Source organism: Wolbachia endosymbiont of Drosophila simulans wHa (assembly GCF_000376605.1).
GTDB classification, from domain to species: Bacteria; Pseudomonadota; Alphaproteobacteria; order Rickettsiales; family Anaplasmataceae; genus Wolbachia; species Wolbachia pipientis.
Genome location: NC_021089.1, coordinates 851067 through 877485, shown reverse-complemented (window position 1 = coordinate 877485; position 26419 = coordinate 851067). Strand labels below are relative to the sequence as shown.

16 protein-coding genes and 5 pseudogenes are annotated in these 26419 nt (G+C 35.1%); 11 read left to right on the top strand and 10 right to left on the bottom strand.

Annotation, left to right across the window (positions count from 1 at the left end):
- Positions 1–2: 2 nt before the first annotated feature.
- The 5 genes from WHA_RS03955 (at position 3) to rsmD (ending at position 10275) form a co-directional block, all read left to right on the top strand.
- Positions 3–2390 (top strand): TrbL/VirB6 family protein, encoded by a 2388-nt coding sequence (locus WHA_RS03955; protein ID WP_015589247.1) that lies wholly within the window; start codon positions 3–5, stop codon positions 2388–2390.
- Complete coding sequence (locus tag WHA_RS03950) at positions 2387–5332, top strand: TrbL/VirB6 family protein (RefSeq protein ID WP_015589246.1); 2946 nt, start codon at positions 2387–2389, stop codon at positions 5330–5332. The genes WHA_RS03955 and WHA_RS03950 overlap by 4 nt, the downstream gene beginning before the upstream one ends.
- 89 nt (positions 5333–5421) lie before the next feature.
- Positions 5422–8982, top strand: coding sequence for a TrbL/VirB6 family protein (locus tag WHA_RS03945; protein ID WP_015589245.1), 3561 nt, complete (start codon positions 5422–5424; stop codon positions 8980–8982).
- On the top strand, positions 8972–9604 hold the full coding sequence (locus WHA_RS03940) for a WD_0853 family protein (RefSeq protein WP_015589244.1): 633 nt from the start codon (positions 8972–8974) through the stop codon (positions 9602–9604). Before WHA_RS03945 ends, WHA_RS03940 begins: the two co-directional genes overlap by 11 nt.
- 122 nt (positions 9605–9726) lie before the next feature.
- Complete coding sequence (rsmD, locus tag WHA_RS03935; RefSeq protein ID WP_015589243.1) at positions 9727–10275, top strand: 16S rRNA (guanine(966)-N(2))-methyltransferase RsmD; 549 nt, start codon at positions 9727–9729, stop codon at positions 10273–10275.
- On the opposite strand, the pseudogene WHA_RS03930 reads toward rsmD, so the two are convergent.
- The 3 genes and pseudogenes from WHA_RS03930 to WHA_RS03920 form a co-directional block, all read right to left on the bottom strand.
- Positions 10233–10547, bottom strand: a pseudogene (locus tag WHA_RS03930) (hypothetical protein); the annotation flags it as partial. The gene rsmD and the pseudogene WHA_RS03930 sit on opposite strands and share 43 nt — an antisense overlap.
- A gap of 22 nt (positions 10548–10569) precedes the next feature.
- Positions 10570–11160, bottom strand: a complete 591-nt coding sequence (locus tag WHA_RS03925; protein WP_010082414.1) for a COQ9 family protein — start codon at positions 11158–11160, stop codon at positions 10570–10572.
- A gap of 6 nt (positions 11161–11166) precedes the next feature.
- Positions 11167–12720 carry a Mur ligase family protein gene (locus WHA_RS03920; RefSeq protein WP_015589241.1) on the bottom strand — a complete coding sequence of 518 codons (1554 nt, stop codon included), beginning with the start codon at positions 12718–12720 and terminating at the stop codon, positions 11167–11169.
- 697 nt (positions 12721–13417) lie between these two features.
- Here WHA_RS03920 and WHA_RS07550 point away from each other — a divergent pair.
- Positions 13418–14358 (top strand): annotated as a pseudogene (locus tag WHA_RS07550) (IS5 family transposase).
- Between the two features lie 47 nt (positions 14359–14405).
- On the opposite strand, the pseudogene WHA_RS03900 reads toward WHA_RS07550, so the two are convergent.
- Positions 14406–14630: pseudogene (locus tag WHA_RS03900) on the bottom strand (tRNA pseudouridine(55) synthase TruB); the annotation flags it as partial.
- An 81-nt stretch (positions 14631–14711) separates the two neighbouring features.
- Here WHA_RS03900 and WHA_RS06500 point away from each other — a divergent pair.
- Positions 14712–16091, top strand: a pseudogene (locus WHA_RS06500) (IS4 family transposase).
- Between the two features lie 7 nt (positions 16092–16098).
- On the opposite strand, the pseudogene WHA_RS06495 reads toward WHA_RS06500, so the two are convergent.
- Positions 16099–16684, bottom strand: a pseudogene (locus WHA_RS06495) (DUF6444 domain-containing protein); the annotation flags it as partial.
- Between the two features lie 454 nt (positions 16685–17138).
- Between WHA_RS06495 and WHA_RS03880 the strand changes: the two are divergent.
- The 3 genes from WHA_RS03880 (at position 17139) to lepB (ending at position 20959) form a co-directional block, all read left to right on the top strand.
- Entirely contained in the window at positions 17139–18164 is a 1026-nt protein-coding gene (locus WHA_RS03880; RefSeq protein ID WP_015589240.1) for an extracellular solute-binding protein, read from the top strand.
- A 220-nt stretch (positions 18165–18384) separates the two neighbouring features.
- Positions 18385–19272, top strand: coding sequence for an aspartate carbamoyltransferase catalytic subunit (locus tag WHA_RS03875; protein WP_015589239.1), 888 nt, complete (start codon positions 18385–18387; stop codon positions 19270–19272).
- 940 nt (positions 19273–20212) lie between these two features.
- Positions 20213–20959, top strand: coding sequence for a signal peptidase I (gene lepB, locus WHA_RS03870; protein WP_010962911.1), 747 nt, complete (start codon positions 20213–20215; stop codon positions 20957–20959).
- A gap of 7 nt (positions 20960–20966) precedes the next feature.
- On the opposite strand, the gene hscA is transcribed toward lepB, so the two are convergent.
- Genes hscA through iscU form a run of 4 tightly spaced genes read right to left on the bottom strand, consistent with a single transcriptional unit; the run spans position 20967 to position 23946 of the window.
- Positions 20967–22715 (bottom strand): Fe-S protein assembly chaperone HscA, encoded by a 1749-nt coding sequence (hscA, locus tag WHA_RS03865; protein ID WP_015589238.1) that lies wholly within the window; start codon positions 22713–22715, stop codon positions 20967–20969.
- The gene (locus WHA_RS03860; RefSeq protein ID WP_015589237.1) at positions 22693–23151 is read right to left on the bottom strand and encodes an iron-sulfur cluster co-chaperone HscB C-terminal domain-containing protein; all 459 of its coding nucleotides are present in this window, start codon (positions 23149–23151) and stop codon (positions 22693–22695) included. Before WHA_RS03860 ends, hscA begins: the two co-directional genes overlap by 23 nt.
- Positions 23144–23557, bottom strand: a complete 414-nt coding sequence (locus WHA_RS03855) for a HesB/IscA family protein (protein WP_015589236.1) — start codon at positions 23555–23557, stop codon at positions 23144–23146. Before WHA_RS03855 ends, WHA_RS03860 begins: the two co-directional genes overlap by 8 nt.
- Positions 23558–23562: 5 nt before the next feature.
- Positions 23563–23946, bottom strand: a complete 384-nt coding sequence (iscU, locus tag WHA_RS03850; protein ID WP_015589235.1) for a Fe-S cluster assembly scaffold IscU — start codon at positions 23944–23946, stop codon at positions 23563–23565.
- Between the two features lie 203 nt (positions 23947–24149).
- Between iscU and ftsY the strand changes: the two genes are divergently transcribed.
- A complete protein-coding gene (gene ftsY, locus WHA_RS03845) occupies positions 24150–25061 on the top strand; it encodes a signal recognition particle-docking protein FtsY (RefSeq protein ID WP_015589234.1) in 912 nt (303 codons plus the stop codon).
- Here the strand turns inward: ftsY and radA are convergent.
- The gene (gene radA, locus WHA_RS03840; RefSeq protein ID WP_015589233.1) at positions 25048–26391 is read right to left on the bottom strand and encodes a DNA repair protein RadA; all 1344 of its coding nucleotides are present in this window, start codon (positions 26389–26391) and stop codon (positions 25048–25050) included. The two genes, ftsY and radA, sit on opposite strands and share 14 nt — an antisense overlap.
- Between the last annotated feature and the right edge of the window lie 28 nt (positions 26392–26419).

Genomic DNA, 26419 nt, shown 5'->3' with positions numbered 1-26419 from the left:
TTATGCTAAAATTTTTGCTGATAATACCGTTTTTTTTTCTGTCAGGCTGCGGGGAACATCACTGTATTAAGCCAGAAAATTTATCAGGTTTGCGTGAAAAACTAGATATAGTGTCAATAGAGCAGAAATGGGTTGATTCTGGTGTTAATATCTCAGATAGAATAAGAGTAACAGAGATTGATATAGTGCCTAGTAAGGTTAATTTTTGTCCTAAGCAGTATGCAGATTTTGCAATTGGGCCTGGGAGAAATGACGTTGCATTACCATTTGCACTTAAAAAAGGCGATACGATAAGCTTTAGTGTGATTGGAAGTAAAGTGTGTAAAGATAAAGAGAGTGAGACAAAAATCAGGTATTTGAAAATCGACGAAAAGTGTAGCGAGCAAGAAACGGAACATTTTGCACATGTTTTAAATCAAGAGAAATGCCAAGGTGGCAAGGATGGGATATGTCCTAATAAATATATAATAGGCGATGCGCAATGGTTGAGTGGAAGAGAGTACTGGTTTTCGAAGTTAGATCAAGATGAAAGAAAAAAGGAAATTGAAAATATTATTAACTCTATAAAACAAGGAGAGAATATAGATTGCAGCAAGCTTTCAGAGAGCAGTGCAAGTAAGATAGATACGCACATTTTAAATTCACTCTGTAGACGTATATGTAAATTTTCTTCTGGTCGTAGAGGCGAGGATTGCGTGTATATTGAATATAATAATATAGAAATTGAGCTATTCAATGCTTTAAATTCTAGTGGTGAATCTGTTGTTGCTGAAATTATTAGTAACGTATTAAAGGGAAAACAGGTAAAAACTGACATTACATTTCTAAAAGTTGGTATGGATAATGAAACTCTTGAACACATTCCAGGTGGTGGTTTATGTACTAGTTGTGATCATAAGATGGAGAATGACCATCAAATACCAAGTTTAACTTTTAGTCTATGTAGCAGAAATGACAAGAGCTGCTACAATACAAATGACAAAGGCGGGTTCAACATAAGAGTAACGAAGAACCATAGTCTGGAAAATAGCTTGTATATAAGTGTTTCCGATAAATTCCCTGAGCATAAGCCTGGTGAAAATCAAGCGGATATATCTGTAGATATCAGCAAAGTTCATGACATGGAAAACTTGAAAGGAAAATTAAAAGACAAAACAGGCACCATATATTACGGAATAAGAGACCATGGCTGCGATTACAAAAATGAAGGTCAGTTTAGCATTAACCTAACAACTCAAGAGCCACCTACAAAAACTTTTAGTGCAATATATAATTTCTTTGATGAAAAAGTGAAAACTGCATTTTTCGGCTCTAATTATAAAGACCCTAACGCAATTCACTCTGATACTAGTCCTGTAAAGTCTCTTTACGAAAGTTTTATAAAATCAAGCAGAACAAATACCATTAGATCTACTATAATATCACTATTAGTACTATATATAATCTTATATACTCTTTATTACTTTTTTGGATTAACTCATATTTCTATATATGAGTTTTTAATTATATGCGTAAAGATAGGAATCATCGCTCAGCTATTGCAGGATAATAGCTGGGACTTTTTTTATAACAACGCATTCTCTATATTTATTAACACTCCAAAACAACTAATAGAAATAGCAAATTTTAGAGGCACTACTTCAAATGTTTTTGAGTTTCTTGATTTGCCGCTCAATAGGTTCTTGTCATCGCATTCAGTATTGTTAATAGTATCTCTTATATTTTCTGGCCCTTTGGGCATTGTATCTTTTTGCTTGGTGATTTGGGGTTTAATCACAGTGAGCTTATCTATTTTTAATGTCTTATTTTCTTTTATTACATCTATAGCAATAGTTGCGTTATTACTTTCTTTAGCACCTATTTTTATTATTTGTCTTTTATTTGCGTATACTAGGCAGATGTTTCAAAACTGGGTTAAAAATTTAGCAAGATTTGCAATTCATCCAGTGGTCCTTTTAATTTTTATATCACTGATAAGTCAGGTTATGGATTATATTGTGTATTCAGTATTTGATTTTGAGGTCTGCTCTACATGTATACTTAATATTAACCTAAAGATTTTTAACCCTTGTATTTTTTATGGTTATGCTTCCAAATATACACCTAATATTACCGCTATGATGGCTTTTGTTATTTTGGGACACGCTATGAAAGCTTTAGTTGAAGCTTCTTCGGCAATATCTGACTCGTTGTTTGGTGCTTATGTAGCAAGCGAACCTGGAAGACAGTATCAACAAAGCTTAATGGGAACAGTAGGGTTAGATGAACGAAGCGTTCAAAGAAGAGAAAGAGGAGATGCCTCTCAACAGTCAGGTACGTCAAGACCTCAAATACCACAAGGGACTCAAAGGTCAACGCCTCAGATACCACAACCAGGAAGACAGCAATGATAAGTAAAAGATCACTATTATTGATACTGTGTCTTGCAATCACTGGTTGTAATATGGATTGTGTCGAGCCTGGGTTGCAGAGCAAAAACACCAGCGTTAATGTGGATGTTCCAGTTCGTAAAGCCGATAAAATTCATTGGGTTGATTCTGGTCAGGTAATTAGTCAGGGTGAGAAAATCAAATTCACCCTCGATGGATCAGTAAATTTTTGCCCTTTTAAAGAAGACAAAAATCCAAGGAAAGTACTTGTGCCAGCTAGCTTTTGTGCTGATGGCTCAGAACCAAATTATAGTAAGGCTGCGGATATTAATAGTGTACCTAACAATTATGGTGTTAATGAAAGTAAAAACGAACTATGTGGTGGCAAAGGATTTGGCAGCAATAGACGTTATGTGGACACTGGAATTAAAGTAAATCCTGGTGACAAGTTAAGCTTCAGCTTAGTTCCCAGAAAAATAACAATTGATTACGACAATCCAGAAGGGAAAGGCATCAATTTTGATGACAATTGTTATAAAGCTGTAGAAAATGACCGTAAGGAAACTGTATATAAGAAAGCTACAGTGAGTGAAGTACATCAGGGGGGAGAGTTTTTTTGTGATGGTAAAGATGGTACAAAAAATAAAATACAATTTTTACCTCTTGATAAAACAAAAGCAAAGGAAAGCAAAGTGCTAGTTGGCAATGGGTATACCCCATATGATAATAAGGTGCATTTTAATAAAGGTTATATTCAAGACAACGAACCATGGGTATATGGTTCACTACTTGATTTACGCCGCGCTAAAATAGGATTGAACGAGTTATGTGATGGAAAAAACTGTAGTCTTGATGAGAGAAAAAAGTACTCCTCCTATGAGCTTAACTGTTACCATCAAAATATATGCTATACTGAGAAGGGTATATGGAACTATGGTTTAGGTCAAGCAGGAGAACGGAACTGTGTCTCCTCTATAAGGTATAAGAAGTACGATAAAGGAAATAAATGTGATATGTATTCTTATCTAGAAAAAATGGAAGGGAATGTTAAAGCAGGTAGTTTTACTGAAGATGATAAATCTTGGGCTGAGGCTCTTGTTGCAAAAATTGGTGATCCTGATGATAAAAATATCGCTAAAGGTATTCAATGTCTTCCAAAGAAAGAGGGTGCAAAAGGGGATAATATGTGTTTGCAAATTGGCGATAACAATAAATTCGAGGATTTTTCTCTGGAATTGAACAATGATTATCCAGTAAATGACGAGGTAACGCCCGGTAGTAGTGTGATGCTCGCTATCGCAGATTATGGTCATTATTGCTATAATAGAGGAGGGTACCATGTTAAGGTGACTAGATCATGTGAATATATTAATGGCGAAAAATTATATGTATATTTAGGTGATGAGCCACCTAAAGATTTGCATGGTGTGGGAACTAATGATTTTAAAGTGGTAGGAGTGAGAGAAAGAGTAAACGGAAAAGATGAGTACACCATATTAGATGTAATAAGCGGAGAACACTTTCAGAACGAAGAATCTAAGAAGATATATTTCGGCATCAATGTAAGCAACGTAGAGAGAGATGACATTACAGATAAAAATGGCAAATATTATGAAAATAATAAGTACACAGTAACTTTATTTGTTAAAAGAAAAATTAATGATTTTATTTCATCGAATGTAAACGGGGTATTTAAACTTATAAAAGAAGAAGTAATTGGGGACAGCGTTAAAGATTCATACAAAGGATATGCAAGAGGTCTTCTTCAAGGGGTAAGAGCTTTGCTTACTCTATACGTTATATTTACTGTCGTTGGCTATATGCTTGGAACAATACAGCTAAGTAAATTTGATTTCATTGTAAGAATGTTCAAGATAGCATTTATAGCTTTTGCCTTTAGCAATAGAAGCTGGGAACTTTTTGGTACAACTTTATCCAGACTTTTTATAGATGGTAGCACTTATTTAGTTGATAGTTTTTCTGGCTATGTAGGAGAAGGGGAGAGAAAATTTGCATTCTTAGACTTGACAGCAGGAGTATTATTCACAGCAGAAACTTGGCTAAAGTTTTTATCGTTGATGCTTTCTGGTCCTTTTGGCGTTATTGCATTTTTGGCAATACTCTGCGCTACTTATGCGTTTTTAAAATGCATTATTAGTGCTACATTGAAATATGTAATATCTACTGTTCTAGTAGCGTTTTTACTGTCATTAACACCTTTATTTATCGTATTTATTCTATTTCAAAAGACTAAACCCTTGTTTGATAATTGGATAAAAACGTTGGCTCATGTTTCATTAGAACCAGTCATTTTATTTTCATTTTTATCTCTTTTAAATCAGTTGATGTATTCAGTTTTATATAACCTCACAAATTTTTCTGCATGCTATCAATGTTTAATTAGCGTAAATTTCTTATCGTATGATCTGTGCTTGATGAAATCAATACTGCCTCTTGGATACAGTCCTGGCACTAGCGTTGATGTTGCACTCAGTACCAGAGAAAGGGCTGGTGGACACTTTGCAGCATTACCTATAGACCTAATCCAGGCGTTTATATACCTCATTATTGCCGGTGCAATGGAAGCTTTTGTTTCTATATCGGAAACTATGGTACAAACACTATTTAGCTCTGGTTATGGAGTTACTGGCGGTGTTGGTACAGTTGCTAAGAGCGCATCGCAAGCTATGCTGTCAACCGTTGGCCTTGATGATAAGACCCAAAGTATGATACAGAGTATCAAGCAGAAAATGAGTAAAGATCGGGGAAAAATTGAGGCTAAATTACCTAACACACCAAAGCAACCAGACAAAAAAGAAGATTCTAAAGGAAGTTCTGATAAAACAACGAGTGATAGACCTAAAACATTAAAACAATCAGATCAGCAAAAAAATTTTGATGAAACAATAAGAAGTGATCCTAGTGCTAAAGCTAAAAACAAGGAAGAAAATGGAGAGGAGTAAGATATAAATGATATTATGGAGTAACTAATTAAAAAGATATTTTAAGTAAAGTTTTAGAAATTTATTCTGTATTTGGAAAAAGTTTAGATATGCAATCACGTTTAGGCAAATGTTGGTTTAGGGTATTACTTCTTGCAGCTTATGTGCTGATCACAGGTTGTAGTAAAAACGATATGCCTTTTCCAAGGTGTATATCTGCTGACTATTTTGGTCCTAAACCTATTGCAGTAAGCGCTCATTTTTCAAGCGACCACGATGCGTTTATTCCAGGAGATGGAGAAGTTGTTGATCCTGAAACTGGTGAAATTAATTATGGTTTTCACCATAACCAAGTGGTGGAGTGGGAGGATACCGGGCTCGAAACCAATGGAGATAGTTTAAAAGTGCGAGTGAATGGTGCATGGACATCTTGGAGTAATAATAACAAGAAGGAATCTAAAAAAGGCAGTTATACCTTACAAAGCTTGGAGCAGTTAAAATATGCAACTAAATTTGAAGGCAAGTCAGGTGATAATAGTCTACCTGACTTTCACTTAGTTTGTAATGATTACAAACCTAGTGCGCCACAGAAAATTTCAAGTAAGTCTAATGCAAGTTGCACTGTAAAGTGCAAGTGCATTAATGAAGATGATAGCGCAAATACAGTATCACGTGGTGCTCCATGTTGGTTTACCAACGGTCATGGTGCTTATCTTTTGTTTCAAAGGCCTGGTGACGATAGTCCTAACAAAGATTTGAAATCTATGCGCAATCCTTCATCTCCTACTGTACATCTAGGTTACAACTCCGTGGCAGAGAATGGGAGCGGTCTTTTTGCTTTAGACAGAGATAGCACTAAATTAAAGGACAGAAATTGTGACCCGGTGAAATTAAAAAAGGGATGGAAAATATATGTAAAAATATTAGATAGATATTACTTAGATAATGTAGGTGGCTACTCTTTTGAGTTCTTAAGTGGAGTGCGGCAACCGAGTGGGGTTGAGTTTTTTGATTATATTTATAACTATCTAAAATGTGTATTATTGATTAACGAAAATTGCAAAGAACATTTTAATAGCAATGATCCTGCAGTTGCACAAGCTATGTTCGAAAATATAGCTGAAAAAAGTACGAGCTTTCACAATTTTGTTCTTTCCTTGCTTGTTCTATTTGTAATGATTTCATCGCTTCTTTATCTTTTTGGCATGATACAAGAAACTAAGCATGATATGCTCATCAGAATGATGAAAATCACTCTAGTAATAGTGCTTATATCTCCTGGAAGTTTTAGATTTTTCTATGATCATTTTCTTGTTTTATTTGTTAAAGGTCTTGAACAATTGATAAGTATAATTACTAATTTTGCTCCCAACATGAACACCGGAAGTATTGTTCAAGGAGATGAAGCTAAGTTGTTTAGCTTCATGGAGGACATGTTCAATAAGTTTTTTGCTTATTCTGTTTGGAAAAAGTTTGCAGCGTTTTTACATTACCAAATGTGGGCAAGCCTTCTTATGATACCGGCAATTTTCATAGGGATTGTGCTATACTTCTTGCTGTGCTTATATGCTTACATAATATTTCTCTCTGGTTTTATGGGTATAGCTTTTCTTATAGCCATTATGCCACTGTTTCTAATTTCTATTTTATTTTCACCGCTGAAAAGTCTATTTGAAGGTTGGATAAAATTCTGCATCAGCTTTTGTTTACAGTCGATTATGATATTTGCTCTCTTGTCATTACTGGCTTCCATTATAATGAATACCTTTTATAGGCAGTTAGGTTTTACTGTATGCTACAATAAATGGTTCGAGGTAAAGTTATGTGCTCCAAAATGGGTGTTTGGTGGTTTTTGTATCGTTGATAAGCAGTACTTTGGTTGGACCCCAGGGCAAATTTTCGTACCTTACACTCTTGGAGAAGCTTCTCCGCTGAACGTAGATAAGAACATAGAAGGTATAGAAAAGATAAGCAGAGAAGGTGGTACAATAAAATTTACTGGCGGTGCTGGGTATATCCCTCTTCCACCGGATTACATTGAAAAAGGGTTTCGTTATATAGATTATCCTTTCTTTAACCCAATTCCTGGTACTAAAGAGAATCCAGCAGACCATTATATTGCAGAAAGTGATATGGTAGTAGATAATAGCTGTAGTGTAAAAGATTTAGTGCGTTTAACAAATAGTTTATCCCATGCATCAGAAAAAGCTGATATCTTATTATTGATTAATAATATAAGTAAAAAGACAGAAATCTATTGTAAGCAGCCAGGAAATGAAAGCAGGTGTACTAATTACAAGGAAATCATAGAAAAAGTAATTCTACAGCCAAGTTTAAAAAGTGAAATAAAGTCTTTAGTGCAAGATATAATTAGACAAGATGGGAGCTGCCAATCACAGAATTTTTATAAGGTAAATAGAAACTATCAAGAAAATAGTGATTACCAAAGGGTGCAAGACATACAGAGAGGTTATTTAATCAATGCAGGGGAAATCTTTGTATTATTCCTGCTTTCATTTTTAATGTTCTCTTTACGCGAGTTCGTACAACAAATGGGCTCAAGTATCGCTGGTGGTGGATTCAGCGTTTACAATATATCTAGTATGTATCAGGCATCGCCTTTGACTGGCATAATGGAAGAATTCAAACAGCAGTGGCAAAATTTTGCTGGTAGAGGACTTGAGTCTTTAGGCAGTTGGGCTACTCATTTACCGGATAGATTAGCCGGAGGTGCAGCTAATCTGCTGGGGAGAGTACCAAGAGTTGGAGGAGTGCTGAAATACGCTATTGATGTGCCACGTAAATTTGTAGGTGCTACTATTGAAGCAACAAAATTTGCAACATCACCTAAAAATGACGTTGATAAACTTGAGGAAAAGATCTACAGGGCATTTGGAGTTGATAAGGAAGATATTACACACAGAAGGATCGGTAAATATTTAGATTATTATAAAGGATACGTAGGATCACATTTGGGCTATACAATAGAAGATGCTATGAAGTTTACTTGGGAGCATGGCCTTGATTCTATAGGAGTTAGCCGTCGTACAGGAGAAAAAGATGGTTATCCAAATAACTTACTTTTTAGAGCAAAATCGCATAGGCAAGATTTCTTGAATAAGCTTCATGATGACACCATAGGCCGTAAGAGAGAACCAGAAAAAGACAATCCTGATCAATCAAATAAGGTAGAACGAGAGTTAGGCACGGAACTAGTAAGAGATAACCATGATCAGCCACTAGAAGAAGGCGACCCTCTTCGACTACGAGGGGGAGGTCAGCCAGATAAGGTAGTACGAGAACTAAGCACAGAACAAGAAGACAAGCCTAATCAACTACAGCATGATCAGCCAACAGAAGAAGATAAGCCTGATCAATCAAATGAAGTGACACGAAATTTAGGCACGGAACCAAAAGGTTCAGATGAAATTGATGATTTTGGATCTGCTTTTGAAGGTATGGAAAAACGTGCTGAAAGAGAAGGCAGAAGAAATCAAGATAAAGTTTATAACCTCTCACCACTTTTTGAAATGAACACTCCAGAAGCTGTAGAAAAACGTGCTGAAAGAGAGGAAAAAAGAAATCGAGAAGACAGTAAAAGGAAATTACCGGAACCAATGAGGAAACCAGATGCAAAAGGAGATGAGAAGAGGATTGAAGATGAAGACTAATAAAAATTTCAAAGGCCTTGATTATTATAAATTGCAGCAAGACAAAGATGGCAACATAAAGTTAAATGACTACGACGACATTTTAAATGCGCGTAGGGCAAGGATAGACTTGTTGCGGGATAACACATCACTTGACAAGGATGTCAATTTTGCTAAATTGAATAAAGCTTTGAGTGAGAAATTTGTAGATAATCATAGTTTATTGTCTGAATTTGATAAGGAAGACAAAGAGATTGTACAAGAAAGGATTAAGGTGTTTAGTATTTTAGAAAGTCTTGAAGACCTTAAAAGCGTGAAAAGTGAAGATCTGTTAGAGGTTAGCTTACTGCTGTCAGATCTTAGCTTCATAGAGAGAAATGTTGTACTAAATACCGATCAGAATTCTGATCTAGCAGGATTTAAAAACCTATTTATTGAAAAAAAAGCATCTGGTGAAGAGTATAGTGAAGAAGAATGTAGAGGCTTTCTTGATAATATAGATAAAATCAATACTATAATTAAGTTAGAGTTAGAAAGCAGAATTGAAGGGCTAAATCATGATGAAAAAAATGATCATGATGATTTACAAGATGAGATTGGTCAAGCAATTAATGCAGCAGGCAAATCAGAAAAAGATAACTGATGAGTCTTGTGTTTGTGTTTTTCTTACAAGCGACTCGATAGCTTCTCTCTATTAAACTGCTAAAGCCATATTGACATTAATCATATAGTATAAATAATTAATTATTTTGGAGCTTATTTAATATGCTACGCATCATTGCAGGCAAATATTGCGGAAGAAAAATAACTACAGGTAAGCATTTAGCTGCACGGCCAACTATGAGTATTGTCCGAGAAGCAATATTTAATATGCTTTCCTCAAGAAAACCTATTTATAACTTGAATGTACTTGATTTATTCTGTGGTAGTGGTTCTTTTTCATTTGAAGCGCTTTCTCGCGGCGCTAAACATGCATTTATGGTAGATTCAGATTATTACAATTTGCAATTGCCTAAAAAAACAGCAGAAGATTTTGGAATTACGGACAATGTTACGCTAATTTGCTGCAGTGCTAACTGCTTACCACAACCTATTTCAAAATGTGACATAGTTTTTATAGACCCACCTTACAATAGCAATCTAGTTGAATCAACGTTGAATGGACTAGCTCACTCAGGCTGGTTAAGTGATGATGCATTGATAATTCTAGAGATTAGGAAAAACGAAGATTTTGAGTGCAATAAAAACTTCAGTATAATCTTGGAACGCACCTACGGTACAGCGAGAATAATTTTTCTTTCTCTATTAACTTGAACTTGCATATACTTTTCATTGATGAGTTCCAGTTCTATTTTCGTCAAGTTTCCGGAGAAATTACTTATTCTGTACTGCCCTAGATCAAAATTTTTATTAAATTCAGAGTCTATTAAATATTCATGTGCTTCTTCAATAAATTTATTTTCTTTTTCTTCGTAACTGGTGTATTTTGTTGTACCATTATTATCCTCACGATAAACTAAATGTTCTTTATGATCAGCATGAATATTTTTATTTTCACAAACCTTTTCAGGATCGTGCTCAAGTACTTTTCTACCAACAATCAATAGCTTATAAGAAATTTCCTATGATTCCTTTTAAGCGAGTTTTGAATTTTTGAAATGTCATGACATTGTTGATACGGTTATCAAGAAACGATAAAGTATCCACAAAATCTTCTGAATAATCATTGATAAAAAAAAGTATCGTACTTAAGTACACTCCAGCTAATATTGCTCTTTTTGTATAGTAGTTAAAATCTGTTGATTGGTCATGAATGCCATACCAAATCGCACTAATAGTTCTGTATAAAAGTTTACTAGAAAAATATGTATTTTTTGGTGATACGGAGAATGATAAAACATTTTTTAAAAGTTCTCTATAATTCGGTAGCTTAGCATAGTTTGAAAGGTGTATTTGAATAGCTAACTTTACTCGCTCTCGCACTTTCATATCTTCTAAATTAGAATTTCTTAATTCAGCTTCCATTGAGCTATTTAAGTCCTCTGCTATGTGCTCCAAAGCGCTATATATTCCATTCTGAAATTTGCAAAAGCTATTAGCTAGATTAAGGTCAGTGCACACCTTTAATAGGGTTTCATCGCTTATCCCTTCAAATGGAATAACCCTAATTAGCTTATCTATTATTAACTTTTGTTCCACGCAACATCATACTAAACAGCATGTGTGATTGTACCTGAGATTTTCAAACATTCTACAAAATGCTTCACCACGTTCCTCGAAATTTTTCCATTGATCAAAAGAAGCACACGCGGGAGAAAGTAATATTGTTACTTCTTCTGCGCTATTTAAGGCCTCTTCAAAAGCCAATCTGAATGCATCTTCTAGATTGCAACATTTAACATAATCTACTTTATTCTCCATAACATTTGCAAAAGCTTCGGTTGATTCTCCAATAAGAAAAGCTTTTCTAACCCTTGTAAAATGCTTGCTTAATGATTCTATTCCACCTTTTTTGCTTCTTCCACCAGCGATCCAATTTATGTTTTCATAAGATAAGATCGCCTTTTCGCTCGATTTTGCATTAGTTGCTTTGCTATCGTTCACGAAAAACACATTTCTTATTTTGCCAAGCAGTTCATTCCTATGCCTCAGTCCTGAAAAGGACTTGATTCCATTGATAATAGTGTTGCTATCTACTCCAAGTACCTTACATACGGCATATGTGGCTGCTATGTTTTCTGCGTTGGATATTAGGTTTATTTTCACGTCGCTTACTGATAAGCTATGATTCTCTAGTTTTAACGAGATCTTCTGGATCCCAGTGCCCCTTTTGTCATCCAAGTAGCTGACACTGGGATCCAGATAATTTCGATCTATACCAGTAATCTGTTCACTATAATCAAGCAAATTGTTACCTGCCAATGATATTAGATCTCTTGCACCACCCTCTGTCATCTGAGTAGTTGGCAATGGTTTTTCTTTTCTGGATTCCAGCGTCACGCGCTGGAATGACATCGGGGAATATGTTACTGAGATTGGAATTTTGTCTCCAGTGAATTTGTTGAATATATCAGCAGTAATCTCATTGTCACATCCTATTACGGCAACCTCACTACCGTTTATCAGTTTTAATTTAGTTGCTATGTAGTTCTCCATACTTCCATGCCTATCTATGTGATCTGGTGTAATATTGAGCAGTGCTGAAATGTCCACGTTAATTTCATTCATCAACTCCAATTGAAAAGAGGAGAGTTCGATTACATAAATTTCTGCATCTCTTTCTAGATCCAAAACAGGAACGCCTAAATTTCCACCAATAGCTACTTTTTTCCCTGCAGATTTTAATATGTGCCCTATTAGTGATGTAGTGGTTGATTTACCATTTGTTCCTGTGACGCCTATTACCTTCTGGTTCGTAGTTTTAGCTTCAAGAAATAGCTCAATGTCTGATTTTATTTTGCAATCAAATCTCCTTGCAAGTTTTACTATCCAATGTGGCTCTGTTGGCACTCCAGGGCTTAAAACCAATGCACTGATCTCATGCCAATTGTATTCCTTGGGATGAATAAAATTACATTTTTTATACATCATTTTTGTATTTGCTATTTGCTCTTCATGATCATCCCATGCATATATTCTTGCACCACTCTTTGTTAGAGCGTTAATGGCGGATAAACCAGTTTTACCAAGACCAAAAACCGCGACGTTTTGATTTTTGTATTTGTTTAGTTGCACTGCTAGATAACTTATGCGAACCATTTTATAAAGATATCGTACAAATTACAACAGACTTCTTTCGTAGGTTACAACTGTCATTCAATAGAAACAAAAAACTTCCTTGACAAACTCCGCCAGCCCCCTTATCATGAAACTGAAGCTATTTATTTATCTTCGCAATCTGTGCAGGTTAATGACAAAAAACTTAGGGTATTTGGCGTCTCATGTTTAATTTTTCGCACTACGTGCATCGCATGTCTTTAAAAATCTCTGGGTTTTTACCTATATAAGCCGAAACGCGCTTACAAAGCGTTTAAGACAGCAAAAAACGTCAAATTGACAAGGGAGAATTTGAATGCTAGCTACTACGGGGTTTCTTTGCCTTTTTTCCTGCTTAGTAAATTTCTTAAACACTTGCGGTGTAGGTTAGTTGCAAGTTAAAAGCAGCTAAATCGCTCTTAATCAAGCGTGTTAGAATAAAAAAAACGCCGATATTTTAGTACATGGTAAATAGCCAACCACCACGGGGTTTCTTTTGCCTTTTTTTTCATTTGGTAAATTTCTTAATGTTTATGGCTAAAGATTACACGAATGTTGCAATTACAAAAGCGTTTCTACTAGGAGGGTGTCATCCCAGTGCTTGACACTGGGATGGCTTTGTTGCATAGCAACTGAAAAAATCTGGTGGCTACTGACAAAATTCATTATAAAATAGCCATTTAACCTTGAAAGAAAAAATATGCCACAAAAAATGAGGGTCAGTAACCATAGCGAATATAACAAATTTCTAGAAAAAAGAGGAAATATTTTTCATTATATCAACGAAGCCATAGAAAAGTGGTACGAGAATGGTCCAAAAATACCAGGTGGCAACAATATTTATAGCGATAAAGTTGTAATTTTGGTGCACATAATAACTTGTTTATTTAGAATAGGCCTGAGGCAAACAGTTGGGTTTATAGCAGGATACCTTGAGCAAATTGGGAAAAATTTGCAAGTTATCAGCTATTCACAATCATCAAGAAGGTTTAAGAAACTCAATATTAAGATCAATGATTGCAGAAAATAATATGGAAGATATCGAAATTGCTATAGACAGTACAGGAATTAGTATATACAACAACACTCCTGGTCATAGCAAAGAAAATAGCGAAGATAGAAAGTATTGCAGCTATGAACAGACAAGAAAATTGCATGTAATGTTGAATACAAACAGCAAAAAAGCCATAGCTGTAAAATACAGTAACGGCTGATCACTATGGAGCTTGTGATTTGCTAAAAGAAGTCGATTTTCAGTATGTCATAAAAGTACTATATGCAGATAGGGCATATGACAGAGAAAAGCTCTATAAGCTGTGTAATCAATATGGTATAAAAACGAAAATTCCTCCGAAAAACAACGCAGCAGAGCATCCAAAGTTAGACTATATGGCTGAGAGAAATTCTGCAGTCAAGCTCATAAAGTCATATGATGAAGATGGTATAAAGAAGTGGAAAAAAGAGATGAGTTATGGAAAAAGATCTTATATAGAAAGTTTTTTCTCGCGACTGAAACAAACATTCGGGTTTAGTTTTAGGAATAAATCTGAGACAAATAGAGAGAAGGAACTACTTGTTAAATGCTATTTGCTCAATAAGTTCACTGATATTGGTATGGCTAAATTTGAGATAGCTTCATAAATTTATTGTGCGTTACCTACTATCCGAAGAGCGATGCAACAAAGCCATCCCAGTGTCAAGCACTGGGATGACATCGGAGAGTAAGTTGTTGTGTTTTTTTTAGTAAGTTGCTCAATTGTCACTGATTCATTTTCTCTAAAGTCACCTACCATAGTTCTTCTTAATTTTGTAATGTGTCCAAAACAATTTAATGCAATTCCAAGATCACGAGCAATTGATCTTACATATACACCACTACCGCATATCATAGAAAAATTTGCACTATTATTTATCTTACTATTACCCACAAATATAAATGTACTTATAAATAAAGTATTACAATATTAAAGTTTGCAAATATTGAGGGTATAAAAATGGCAAACGAGAGTAATGAATGGGCTAAAAATGAATTTGGAGATGCTGTACTTGGAGATAAAAGATTAACTGACCGATTAGTAAAGATTGCTGATAGTTTGATAAGTTTACCTGAAAGCTCAATTAATGAGGCATGCGGAAGTTGGTCAGAAGCAAAAGCAGCATAACGTTTTTTTCAAAATGAGAACGTAAAAGAAGTCGATATTCTAGCTTCACACATTGATAAAACAGTTGAAAGAACAAAAGCTCATAAAAGAATTCTTGTGATTCAAGATACAACTTATATTTCATACTCAAGCCATAAGCGGATTGGGAACTATTGCTGGAAAAGGAGCAGTAATGCATACAGCCCTTGCTGTTAGTACGGAAGCTGGGAATACTGGATCAAAAGATTTACTCGAGGCAACTCATTTCTGAAGAAGAAAAAAGACTAAAGAGCCATCGTAACAACGTTCATATTGAGGATAAAGAAAGTATGAAATGGCTAGAAAGTTTAAAGAAAACAAATAATATTATAGATCTGGCCCAAACCGAAGCTATAACTGTATGTGACAGAGAAGCAGATATGCATGATTTTTTTGAACTTGCACATAATCTTAACTCAGCAATTTTAGTAAGAGCTCGCCACAACAGAAATGTAAATAAAAAATTCATGCATACCAGGAACAAGCAAAAATTATGGTCATTTATCCAAGGCCTCCCTTGCGCTGGAAAAGTAGAAGTTGAAATCCCTGCTAGAGATAACAAGCAAAAAAGGACAGCGTTTTTAGAAATTAGATTCGGAAAATTTATCACATGAAGGCCATATAAAATGTAAAGAAGGTCACATAAAATATAAACCGACAGAGTCTACAACTTCACGCAATTCATGTTGTTGAAAAAAACTCTCCTCCCGAAGCAAGTCCTCTAGAGTGGATGCTTTTTTCCGGTCAGTACTTTTGAAGAAGCTGTTGAAAAAGTTAGTTGGTATTGTTTGAGATGGAAAATAGAGATATTGCATAAGATTTTAAAATCTGGTCTCAAAGTTGAGGAATGTAGACTTGGAACAGCAGAAAGATTAATGAGGTATTTAACAGTCATGAGCATTATTGCTTGGAGAATTTTCTTTATTACATCAATTGCAAGAACTAACCCAACATTACCATGTACTGCCTTATTAGCTGAGGAAGAATGGAAAGTTTTATATGTTAAAATACACAGGAAACCATGTCCAAATATAGCCCCTACTATAAAAGAAGCCGTTTCGTGAACTTGGAGGTCATTTAGCAAGAAAAAGCGACCCAAAACCAGGACCAATTACTCTTTGGAAAGGGTGGAGACGTTTCTTTGATCTAGAAGAAGGATGGCGACTTGCTCACGAACCTCATATTTGTGGGTAATAGTAAGATTTGATATGCTGCCAACACTTATGTTCAAATTAAAAATGTCATTTATGATACTAGCCACTTCACGCTTTGAGTTTTTGTAAAATCCGCTGAGTGCTGCAATTATAGACTTAACCCTTGGACCAAATGTATCTGGCGTAACACCTTCTGGTAACTTGCTACTTTTTCTTTTTCTGCATCTCCAACAACGACCATGTTCCAATTACTACATAAGGCCTAATTTCCGGAAGATCAACTTTTTGGTGAACATAAGGTTTTTCGCATATTACAAGCTCTCCTCCGCATTCGCAAATATTAGGCAACTCTATTTTTACTACTTTATCCGCTTCCATTGTGGCATGAAAATTTCCTTTATACCCAACCTGATCGCCAACATTCCTTTCGCTTTTTGGCTTGTCCTTTTTTGTTTTGTACAATTCTTTAGAGCTCGGTAGAGATGAATTTTTCGAGTTTAAACCAAGCCTTTCCTTTAATTCAGCGTTCTCTATCTTTAAAGCTTTATTTTCTGCTTTTAAGTTTTCTATCTCTGCTTCCAGTTTTTCTATTTTTTGCTGTAAATTTTTGCAAAGTTCTAAAAGGTTTACCACATTACCTCACTTTTGCTCTATGATTATCTTTTTAGATCACTTTGTCTACCTTATTCTACCACTCCGCTGAACGGATACAATTTACTAAACAGAAAAAAAGGCAAAAGAAACCCTAGGGTAGCTAGTTATTCACTATCCATTTTTTAAGTTGGCGTTTTTTAATGTTTTAAATAGCGCATTTCAGCTTATATTAGGTAAAAACCTAGAAATTTTATAAAGACATAAGGTGCACATAATGCAAAAAATTAAGCATGATTTACGCCAAATACATTAAGTTTTTTGTCATTAATCCACTGCAGAGATTGCGAAGATAAATAAATAGCCTCAGTGTTATAATAAGGGGGCTGGCGAAGCTTGTCAAGGAAGTTTTTATGATTTATCTAACGAACTTTACACTTGCTAAAGTTGTACCATCTTGGTAACTTTAACTGAAAGAAGTTATTTTTTATCCAATATGAAAAAAGCCTTTATATTCACATCCTTAATAGCAATTATATTGATAGTTATTACTTATTTATACAGAAACGACGGAACTAATGACTCACAAGTGGTAAATGTTTATTCATCGCGCAAAGAAGAATTAGTACGTACTTTGTTTGATGAATTCACGAAAAATACAGGTATTAAAGTACGTTACATCATTGATGATTATTCTCAGCTACTTTCACGAATGGAAAACGGTGGTGAAGCTGACTTATTTTTGACTGCTGATGCAATCAACTTAATTCTAGCAAAAAAAAGAGGACTTTTATCTCAAGTAGATTCAGAGGTTTTAAAAAGTGTTATACCTGCAAGATTTAGAGACAGTGAAGATTATTGGTTTGGTCTTACAAAAAGAGCTAGGATATTGGTTTACAATAAAGAGTCAGTAGACCCTAAGGACTTAAGTACTTATGAAGATTTAGCAAATGAAAAATGGAAAGGAAAAATATTAGTGCGTTCTTCTACAAGTCCATATAACAGATCGTTAATTGCTTTTATGATTGCAAATAATGGTTTTGAAAAGACGAAAGAATGGGTAAGCGGAATTGTGAGCAATATGGCAAGAAAACCAAGTGGTGGTGATACTGATCAAATTTACGCCGTAGCAGCGGGTGAGGGAGATGTTGCAATAGTAAACAGCTACTACTTTGCGAGAATTCTTTCATCAGAAAATAAAAAGAATGTTGCAGACAAGCTAGGGGCTTTTTTTCCTAATCGCAACGATCACGGTGTAATGGTAAACATCAGTGGTGCAGCAGTAACAAAAAACGCAAAAAACAGGGAAAATGCTATAGTCTTATTGGAATTTTTAGTAAGCAAGCAGGCTCAAGAGTTATACGCTAAAAAAAACCAAGAATATCCTATTATTGAAGGCGTTGAAACTTCCGATATACTAAAATCTTGGGGAAATTATTCACAAAGTGATTTGCCTCTAAGTGAACTTGAGAAGCATCTTTTTGAGGCTGTTATGATAGCGGATGAGTGTAAGTGTAAGTAATCTCCAGTGCCACTAAACATTGGGATGAAAGATTTATGCTAATGTACCTTACTCTTAACTTGCTGAACTTTTTCTTCCTTCTAACTTGATTTTGACTTTACTATCTTTTTCCGTTCTTCCACCAAAACAATTGCTGCACAAGAGGTCTATTGAAAAACGATAATAAGAAAGTAGAATTGGTTCAAGTAGTTGGATAACAATTGCATGTTAAAAGGAAATTATGAACAAGAGAAGGAATTTGTTAAACATCTCAGACCTTACAGTCGATGATGTAGAAAATATAACTAAGTTGGCCAACCAGTACCTTAAAAAAGAAGTTGCAAATAGTCATATCTTGGAAAATAAGACAGTAATAAATTTATTCTTTGAAGATTCAACGCGTACACTTGCGTCTTTTGAAATAGCAGCAAAAAGCCTTGGAGCAAATGTTGTAACTTTGCCAATAAGATCTTCTTCTATTAACAAGGGAGAAGATCTAAAAGACATGATCAAAACATTAAATGCAATGAATCCTGATTACATAATAATCAGGCATAAAAGTAGTGGTATCATTAATACACTGGCAAAGTATGTTAACTGCTCGCTAATCAATGCAGGCGATGGAAGTAGTGAACATCCAACTCAAGCTCTTGCAGACTATCTTGTAATCAGCAATCACAAAAAGCAAATAAAGGACCTCAAAGTTGTGATATGTGGAGATATTCTGCACAGTAGAGTTGCAAGATCAAATATAAGATTGCTAAAAATGTTTGGAGCAGAGATAAACTTGGTCGCACCACCAACTTTGATTTGTAAGCATTTTCCTGAAGTAGATTCAGTCCATTATTCATTAATTGAAGGTATAAAGGATGCTGACGTAATTATGCTTTTGAGATTGCAGAAAGAGCGCATGAATAATAGTTCTTCAGAGAAAGAATATTTTCATTTGTATGGACTTGATTTACAAAAGCTATCATACGCAAAACCAGATGCGATTGTTATGCACCCAGGGCCAATAAATAGAGGGATTGAGATTAGCAGCGATGTAGCAGATTGTGTTATTTTACAGCAAGTAGAATTTGGATTGGCAATACGTAAGGCAGTGTTGCACTATTATAGGCCTTGCTAATATTAAAAGATGCTACACAACTAATGCAAAAAGGGGGGGCATGAAATGACAAGGCTTGTAAATGGTTTGAGAATGGCCATTAAGATGTTAAGGCCGAGGATATGGTGTGGAAGTTTTTACGAAAGCCTGAAGTCAATCAACAACCTTGCAGAACGGCAAATTAGACGGCTATCGTAAAAACAGCTTTTTCACCTGGTCGGAACATGGAGAAAGATTTGTGGAAAGAATGTTGTCGATATTTTTGACATCACGTCTCAATGGCCAAAATCCCTTCCAAAAGTTACGACTGCTTAGTTCTTTATTCATTCTCACAATCCGTGAACGGTTACAACCTGGATTCCAGTGGGCTTTGTTGCATCGCTAGCTATGATGGATTAAAGATAAAAAAGATAGGGAATATCATTAGCTTATTATTCTGGTATTTATAACAAGAACGGTCAATGAATACCTAAATTTGAGTAAAAGAAATTTCACTACCATTTACCAATCCGGCTAAAATTCAAGAATTTCAATGCTTTAGCTATTTTCAATAGAATTAAATTTATTAATATAAATAACAAATTACTATTCTTAAATTTGATCAGATTGATTGCAAAAAAACAAGATTTTCAATAAGTTGCTTATAATCCTAACTATAGTTAGCCTTTCATAAGTAGCGATGCAACAAAGCCATTCCAGTGTCAGCTACTTTCATAACACCATATTACCTTAACAAAAGCAAATGTTCGTACAGATGTGCATCAGCTACTTTCATCTGCCACCTGCAAATTGCAATGTTCGTACAGTTATGTGTCACGCTACTTGGATGACACCGTTGAAAGAAATGAACCGCCTTTTCAAAATCGTTTTGAATAGAGGAATAACATTCACAAGTAAAATTTCATATTACCATTTTTTAATTTATGTATTATAATAAGCTTAATCTATAAGAAAAACAAAGTTGGAAGAACTAAGCAAAAACTGGGTGATAAGAACGGGAAGATTTTTATCTTCATTGTTTTTTTTACTGTTGATTGCGCTGTCAATACGTAGTTTTTTATTCGAGCCATTTCATATACCTTCTGGTTCAATGAAAAGCACCCTACTTGAAGGGGATTACATTTTTACTAGTAAATATTCATACGGTTACAGTAAACACTCATTTCCATTTTCTCCAAACATTTTTAGCGGCAGGATTTTTTATACCCCTCCAAAGCGTGGCGACATAGTAGTTTTCAAACCCACAAGAAATGACAGCATCAGGTTTGTTAAGCGAGTAATAGGAACACCAGGTGACAAAGTGCAAATGATAGAGGGAGAATTATACCTAAATGATCAGAAAGTAGAGCGAAGGCAAATTGAAAGTTTTTTTGATTATGAGTCAAATCGTAACATACCAAGATATATAGAAACGCTTTTAAGTGGCAAGGAACATGAGATTTTGGTAGATGACATTTCTAATAAGCTATCATATAACACTCCGGTTTATTATGTACCTAACGATCAATTTTTCGTTATGGGAGACAATAGAAATAATTCTTTGGATAGCAGGTTTCCTGAAGTTGGTTTTGTACCAATGGAAAATATCATTGGGCGTGTAAGTATAGTTGGTTTATCGTTTAAACTGGGGAAGGTCGATTGGTTACCATTTAATTTCAGGTTACCTGTTGCTTTGAGATTAAATAGGGTATTGCACAAGGTTGTGTAAGCTTTTTCTACCTATTTGTTAATTCACACAACTCTAAAGAAGAATTTTCTAACTCGGCGATAGTGTTGTTAATTTCATTCAAGTCATTGCCTTGTAAAGCGTTTTTTGCATTTTGTAATAGGTTTTTCAACTTTTGATCAGTGGAAAGGTTATTATTGTTTTCAACCAAGTGTATGAGTTTATTTCCATTAATTTTAGCGCCTGCAAGGGAACGAGCCTTCATATCTTCATCAAAGCTGTTTATTGACTGGTTAACCATATTTTGAACATCAGCTTCACTCAAGCCAAAACTTGAATTTACTTCAACTGTCTGCTCTATTCCAGTAGTTTTTTCTCTTGCAGTAACAGTCAAGATTCCGTCAACGTTAACTGTAAATTCTATTTCAACTCTTGCAGAACCTGCAGGTAGTGGCGGTATACCTTTTAGTTCAAACTGCGCTAGAGATTTGTTATCCTCTATCATTTCACGTTCTCCCTGACAAACGTGAATTTTCATTGCTGTTTGCCCATCAAAATAAGTTGTAAACTCTTTTGTTTCTGAAACTGGTAGTGGCGTATTTCTTGGTATGATTTTTTCAACTATGCCTCCCATAGTTTCTATGCCAAGTGATAAAGGTAGAACATCCAGGAGAATATTCCTATCTTTTGAGCTCGAAGTTAAATCATGAGCTTGCAGAGCTGCCCCAATGGCAACTGCTTTATCTGGATCCACGTCATTCAGCACTTTATTTCCAAAGAGTTTGACTAGTGAATTTTGAACCAATGGTGTTCTAGTTGCACCACCAACTAAAATTACTCCTTTTATATTATCAATTTTAAGATCTATGTCGCTTATAGTACGAGTGACTATATTGATAGTCTTATTGACCAAAGAACTGATTGCCTGCTCGAATTCTTCTCTGGTAATTTCACATTCAAATGGCTTGCCGTTAATGCTGAATTCAAAAATGCCTGAGGTGTTTTTGCTCAGATATTCCTTCACAGAGCGTGATTCGATAAGTAAGGAATTTAGTTGCTTGGCCGTCTTTTCTCTATACTTATCAATCACAATTGAACTCAGCAAATGATCAAAATCATCACCGCCGAGTTTGGTGTCACCACCAACTGCAAGAACTTGAAACACTCCTTGATGCAATTTCAATATCGAAATATCGAACGTTCCGCCACCAAGGTCATACACTGCATATATTCTACTGCTATTGTTCTTTTCAATGGAGTAAGAAAGCGCTGCAGCGGTTGGCTCGTTAACGAGGCGAAGAACTTCTATTCCAGCTAATTTTGCCGCATATTTAGTTGCGTTACGTGCTGAATCGTCAAAGTAAGCTGGCACAGTAATCACTGCTTTTTTTACTTCCAGTCCCTTAGACTTTTTTACCCTCTCACATAAAGCTTTTAATATCTCAGCAGAAATCTCAACAGGAGTAAGATACTTTTCCTCTGCGCATTTTATTCTAATAACTTTTTCGCTTTCATGATCTATTTCAAAATTGACGCCTTCTTTATTTAATTCTTCAACACTTTTACCCATTAAACGCTTTATTGAGTAGATTGCATTTTGACCGACATCGTAGCCAGTTTTTAATGTATTATTTTCATATGAAAGAGCAGAAGGCAGCAGTTCTCTTCCTTGTTCATCTTCAAATATCTCCACGTTACCAGCTTTATTTACCATAGCAATCAAAGAATTGGTAGTACCAAGATCTATACCAAAAATTACTTCACTTGAATTTGGTTCAGAAATTTGAATTGGTTGCATTCTTTTTCACCTCCTCAAATGACTTATATAAATATTTCAATCTTAAGACTTGTGTAGCAGCTCCATCAAAATTCTTTATAGCAAAAGTGTTAATTAGGTTTTTAACGCAATCTTTTATTTTTTCATCAATCATCCTGCTTGCAAATTGTAAATCATCGCAGTCCAGCAAATATTCTCTTATTTCCATTGATTCACTTAATATTTCAGAATTTAAGTGGTCCTTTTGGCTTTTCACATCAAAAAAATCTAGCAAATGCTCGGCACGTTTTAGCGGTGACTTTAGTATCTGATAAGCTCTGTTAATATTTTCCATGTTTTGGGACTGTCTTTCATTTATATCAGTTTTGCTTAGCTCAATATATTTTTTCTCTAACTCATCAAAGCTGATATTGAAAGTTGGTTCAATTTCAAACAATGTAAAATAGCTGCTAGACATGAAAACTCTCTCCACAACCACATTTTCCTTTCTCATTAGGATTTTTGAAAACAAAACCCGATGAAAATTTTTCTTCTACATAATCCATTTCAGAGCCAAGAATAAACATGACGGATTTTGGATCGATCAACACTTTAACTTTTTGGTCATCACTGCAGTTTTCCTCAATTATCGACTCTAAAGGACGAGTATCATACGCATATTCAATATCATATTTTAAACCAGAACATCCTTTTTGCTTAATTAGCACTCTTATTCCTATTGCTTCTTCCGGTTTCTCAAGGTTAGTATGCTTCTTTTGGTCCAATAAATACCTTATCCTTTCTACTGCTTCCGCAGTTATAGTGATAAGTTTTCTATTCTTTTTTACAGTTTCACCTCCGCCTACTTCTTGATATTCACTCATGCTTCTTAATTCTTTTGCTTACTTTGATAATCATGAATAGCAGCCTTTATAGCATCTTCAGCAAGTACCGAACAGTGTATCTTCACTGGAGGTAAAGACAACTCTTCCACTATTTGAGTATTCTTTATCTGTGTAAGGTCACTGATGGTTCTTCCCTTTATCATCTCTGTTAACAAGGAACTTGAAGCAATGGCAGAACCACAACCAAAAGTTTTAAATTTTGCATCTTCAATAACACCTTTGTCATTGACCTTTATCTGCAATTTCATTACATCACCGCACGATGGTGCACCAACTAAACCAGTACCAACATTTGGATCATTTTTATCCAGAGAGCCAACATTCCTTGGATTTTCATAATGATCTAAAATTTTCTCATTATAACTCATAAAATTACCTATAAACTGCTATTTTACATTATAACATATTTAGGTTAAAAACTAAAGGAAAACAATCGTTTTACGTGATTTTTACTTTCAAAATTCCCGTAAAACGATTGTTTAACTTTACAAATACACATAATACGTGTATTTCTTTACAATCAGCGTCTCTATGTTGTCATTAAGTTTATAATTTAAAAAGGAGTATTCCCTTGAGTTTGTTTAGTAACCTTTATAAAGGCTTGTTAAAAACTTCTTCTCGCTTTAGCGACGGGGTGAAAAGTATTTTTTCTGGCAAAAAAAAATTAGATCAGTCGCTTTTAGATGAATTAGAGGAATTGCTAATTAGCATGGACATTGGTCATAAAACTTCTAAGTTGATTATCGATAGGCTCACAAGCATCAAGTTTGACAAGGAAGTTGAACATAATATTATCTCGCAGCAGTTAATGAACGAAATAGAAGCTATATTGAGCCCAGTTGTACAGCCGTTAATTTTAAATAAAAAACCACATATAATAATGGTATGCGGAGTAAACGGTAATGGTAAAACCACGACTATAGGTAAGCTTGCATATAAATATAAGGAGATGGGAAAATCCGTTATGCTTGTTGCGTGTGACACATTTAGAGCTGCTGCTAGTGAGCAGTTAAACATTTGGGCAGAACGTTCTGATTGCTTGATTGTTACTGGAGAGTACGGTAGCGACTCTGCAAGTGTGGCATATAGAGCTGTAAGTCAAGCTATAAAAGATAACGTTGATGTTGTTCTAATTGACACAGCAGGAAGGCTGCAAAATAATGTGAACCTTATGGAGGAGTTATCAAAAATATATAGAACGATAAAGAAATTGGATGATACTGCCCCTCATGACGTTATTTTAGTTCTTGACGCAACTACCGGCCAAAATGCTTATAGCCAATTAGAGGCATTTAGTAAGATGGTCCATGTTACCGGGCTAATCGTAACAAAGCTAGATGGCACCGCTAAGGGCGGAGTAGTAATTGGACTTGCAGAAGCTTATAAGGTAAAGTTACATGCTATAGGAATTGGCGAAAATATAGAGGACTTAAGGGAGTTTACTAGTAAAGAATTTGCTGAAGCATTATTTAATTGTAATTAAAGACTTCTCTTAATTCCCTTACATGACCAAGCTTAATTATCTCAATATCATGAGAAGAATAATTGCCATTTTTAGGCATAATTGCTTTTTTGAATCCTAACTTTTGTGCTTCTTTTAGTCTGAGATCAGCATGCGAGACATTCCTAATTTCTCCTGAAAGTGCAACTTCACCGCAGATTATTGAAGAAGTTGGCAGCGGTAAATTTACTACACTTGAAATAAGGGAAGCAGCAACAGCAAGATCAGCCGATGGTTCCTGTATTTTGAGTCCCCCTGCAATGTTTAGGTATACCTCTTTATCATGCAAAAACATTTTGCAACGAGCATTTAGCACCGCAATGATCATAGCCAATCGATTAATATCCCACCCAACTACTGCCCTTCTTGGGGTTGCCATATTAGTCCCTGCTATTAATGCTTGCACTTCCATTAAAATTGGTCTTGAACCTTCAATTCCTGCAAATACGGCGCTGCCAACTACTTCTCTGTCATGGGCCATCAGAAACAATGATGATGGATTATCAACAGGCACAAGTCCTGCTTCAGACATCTCAAAAACACCAATTTCATTTGCAGGGCCAAATCTATTTTTAATAGTACGCAAAATGCGACATTGATTGCTATTTTCACCTTCAAAATATAATACCGTATCCACCATATGCTCCAGAGTTTTGGGTCCAGCTATTTGTCCATCCTTAGTTATATGACCAACTATTAAAAGAGAAACACCATATTGTTTCGCAAGAATAGTTAATTCATGTGCGCAAGTACGAACCTGAGTTACAGTTCCTGGTGCCGATGTAATTCTGCTATCATACATTGTTTGTATAGAGTCAATTACTAAGAATTTAATACTTTTGTTTTCCTTTATTGTTGCTACTACATCAGTTAAAGACACTGTAGATAAAAGCTTAATTTTAGGTTCATTTATCTTAAGACGCTTTGCTCTGAGACTCACCTGCTCTAAAGACTCCTCGCCGGATACATAAAGACATTCAAAAGAGGAAAGTTGCACAACATTAGCTGCAATTCTAAGCAAAAGGGTGGATTTTCCAATACCAGGTTCGCCACCAATTAAAATGCTAGCACCTTGAACGATACCCCCACCAAAAACTCTATCTAATTCTTCTATTCCTGTTAAAAAACGACTTGGAGTGATAATTTCGCTACCCGATAACGTCTTTATTAAAATTGGTGCAGATATACTTCTTTTGCCCGTTTTTACTGCTATTTCCTCAACAATTGTATCCCAATTGTCACATGCGATGCACTTCCCTACCCACCTACCAGTGCTGTGACCACAGGATTGACATACATATACAGTTTTCATCAAAGCCAAAATTATTTTGTTGTAATTG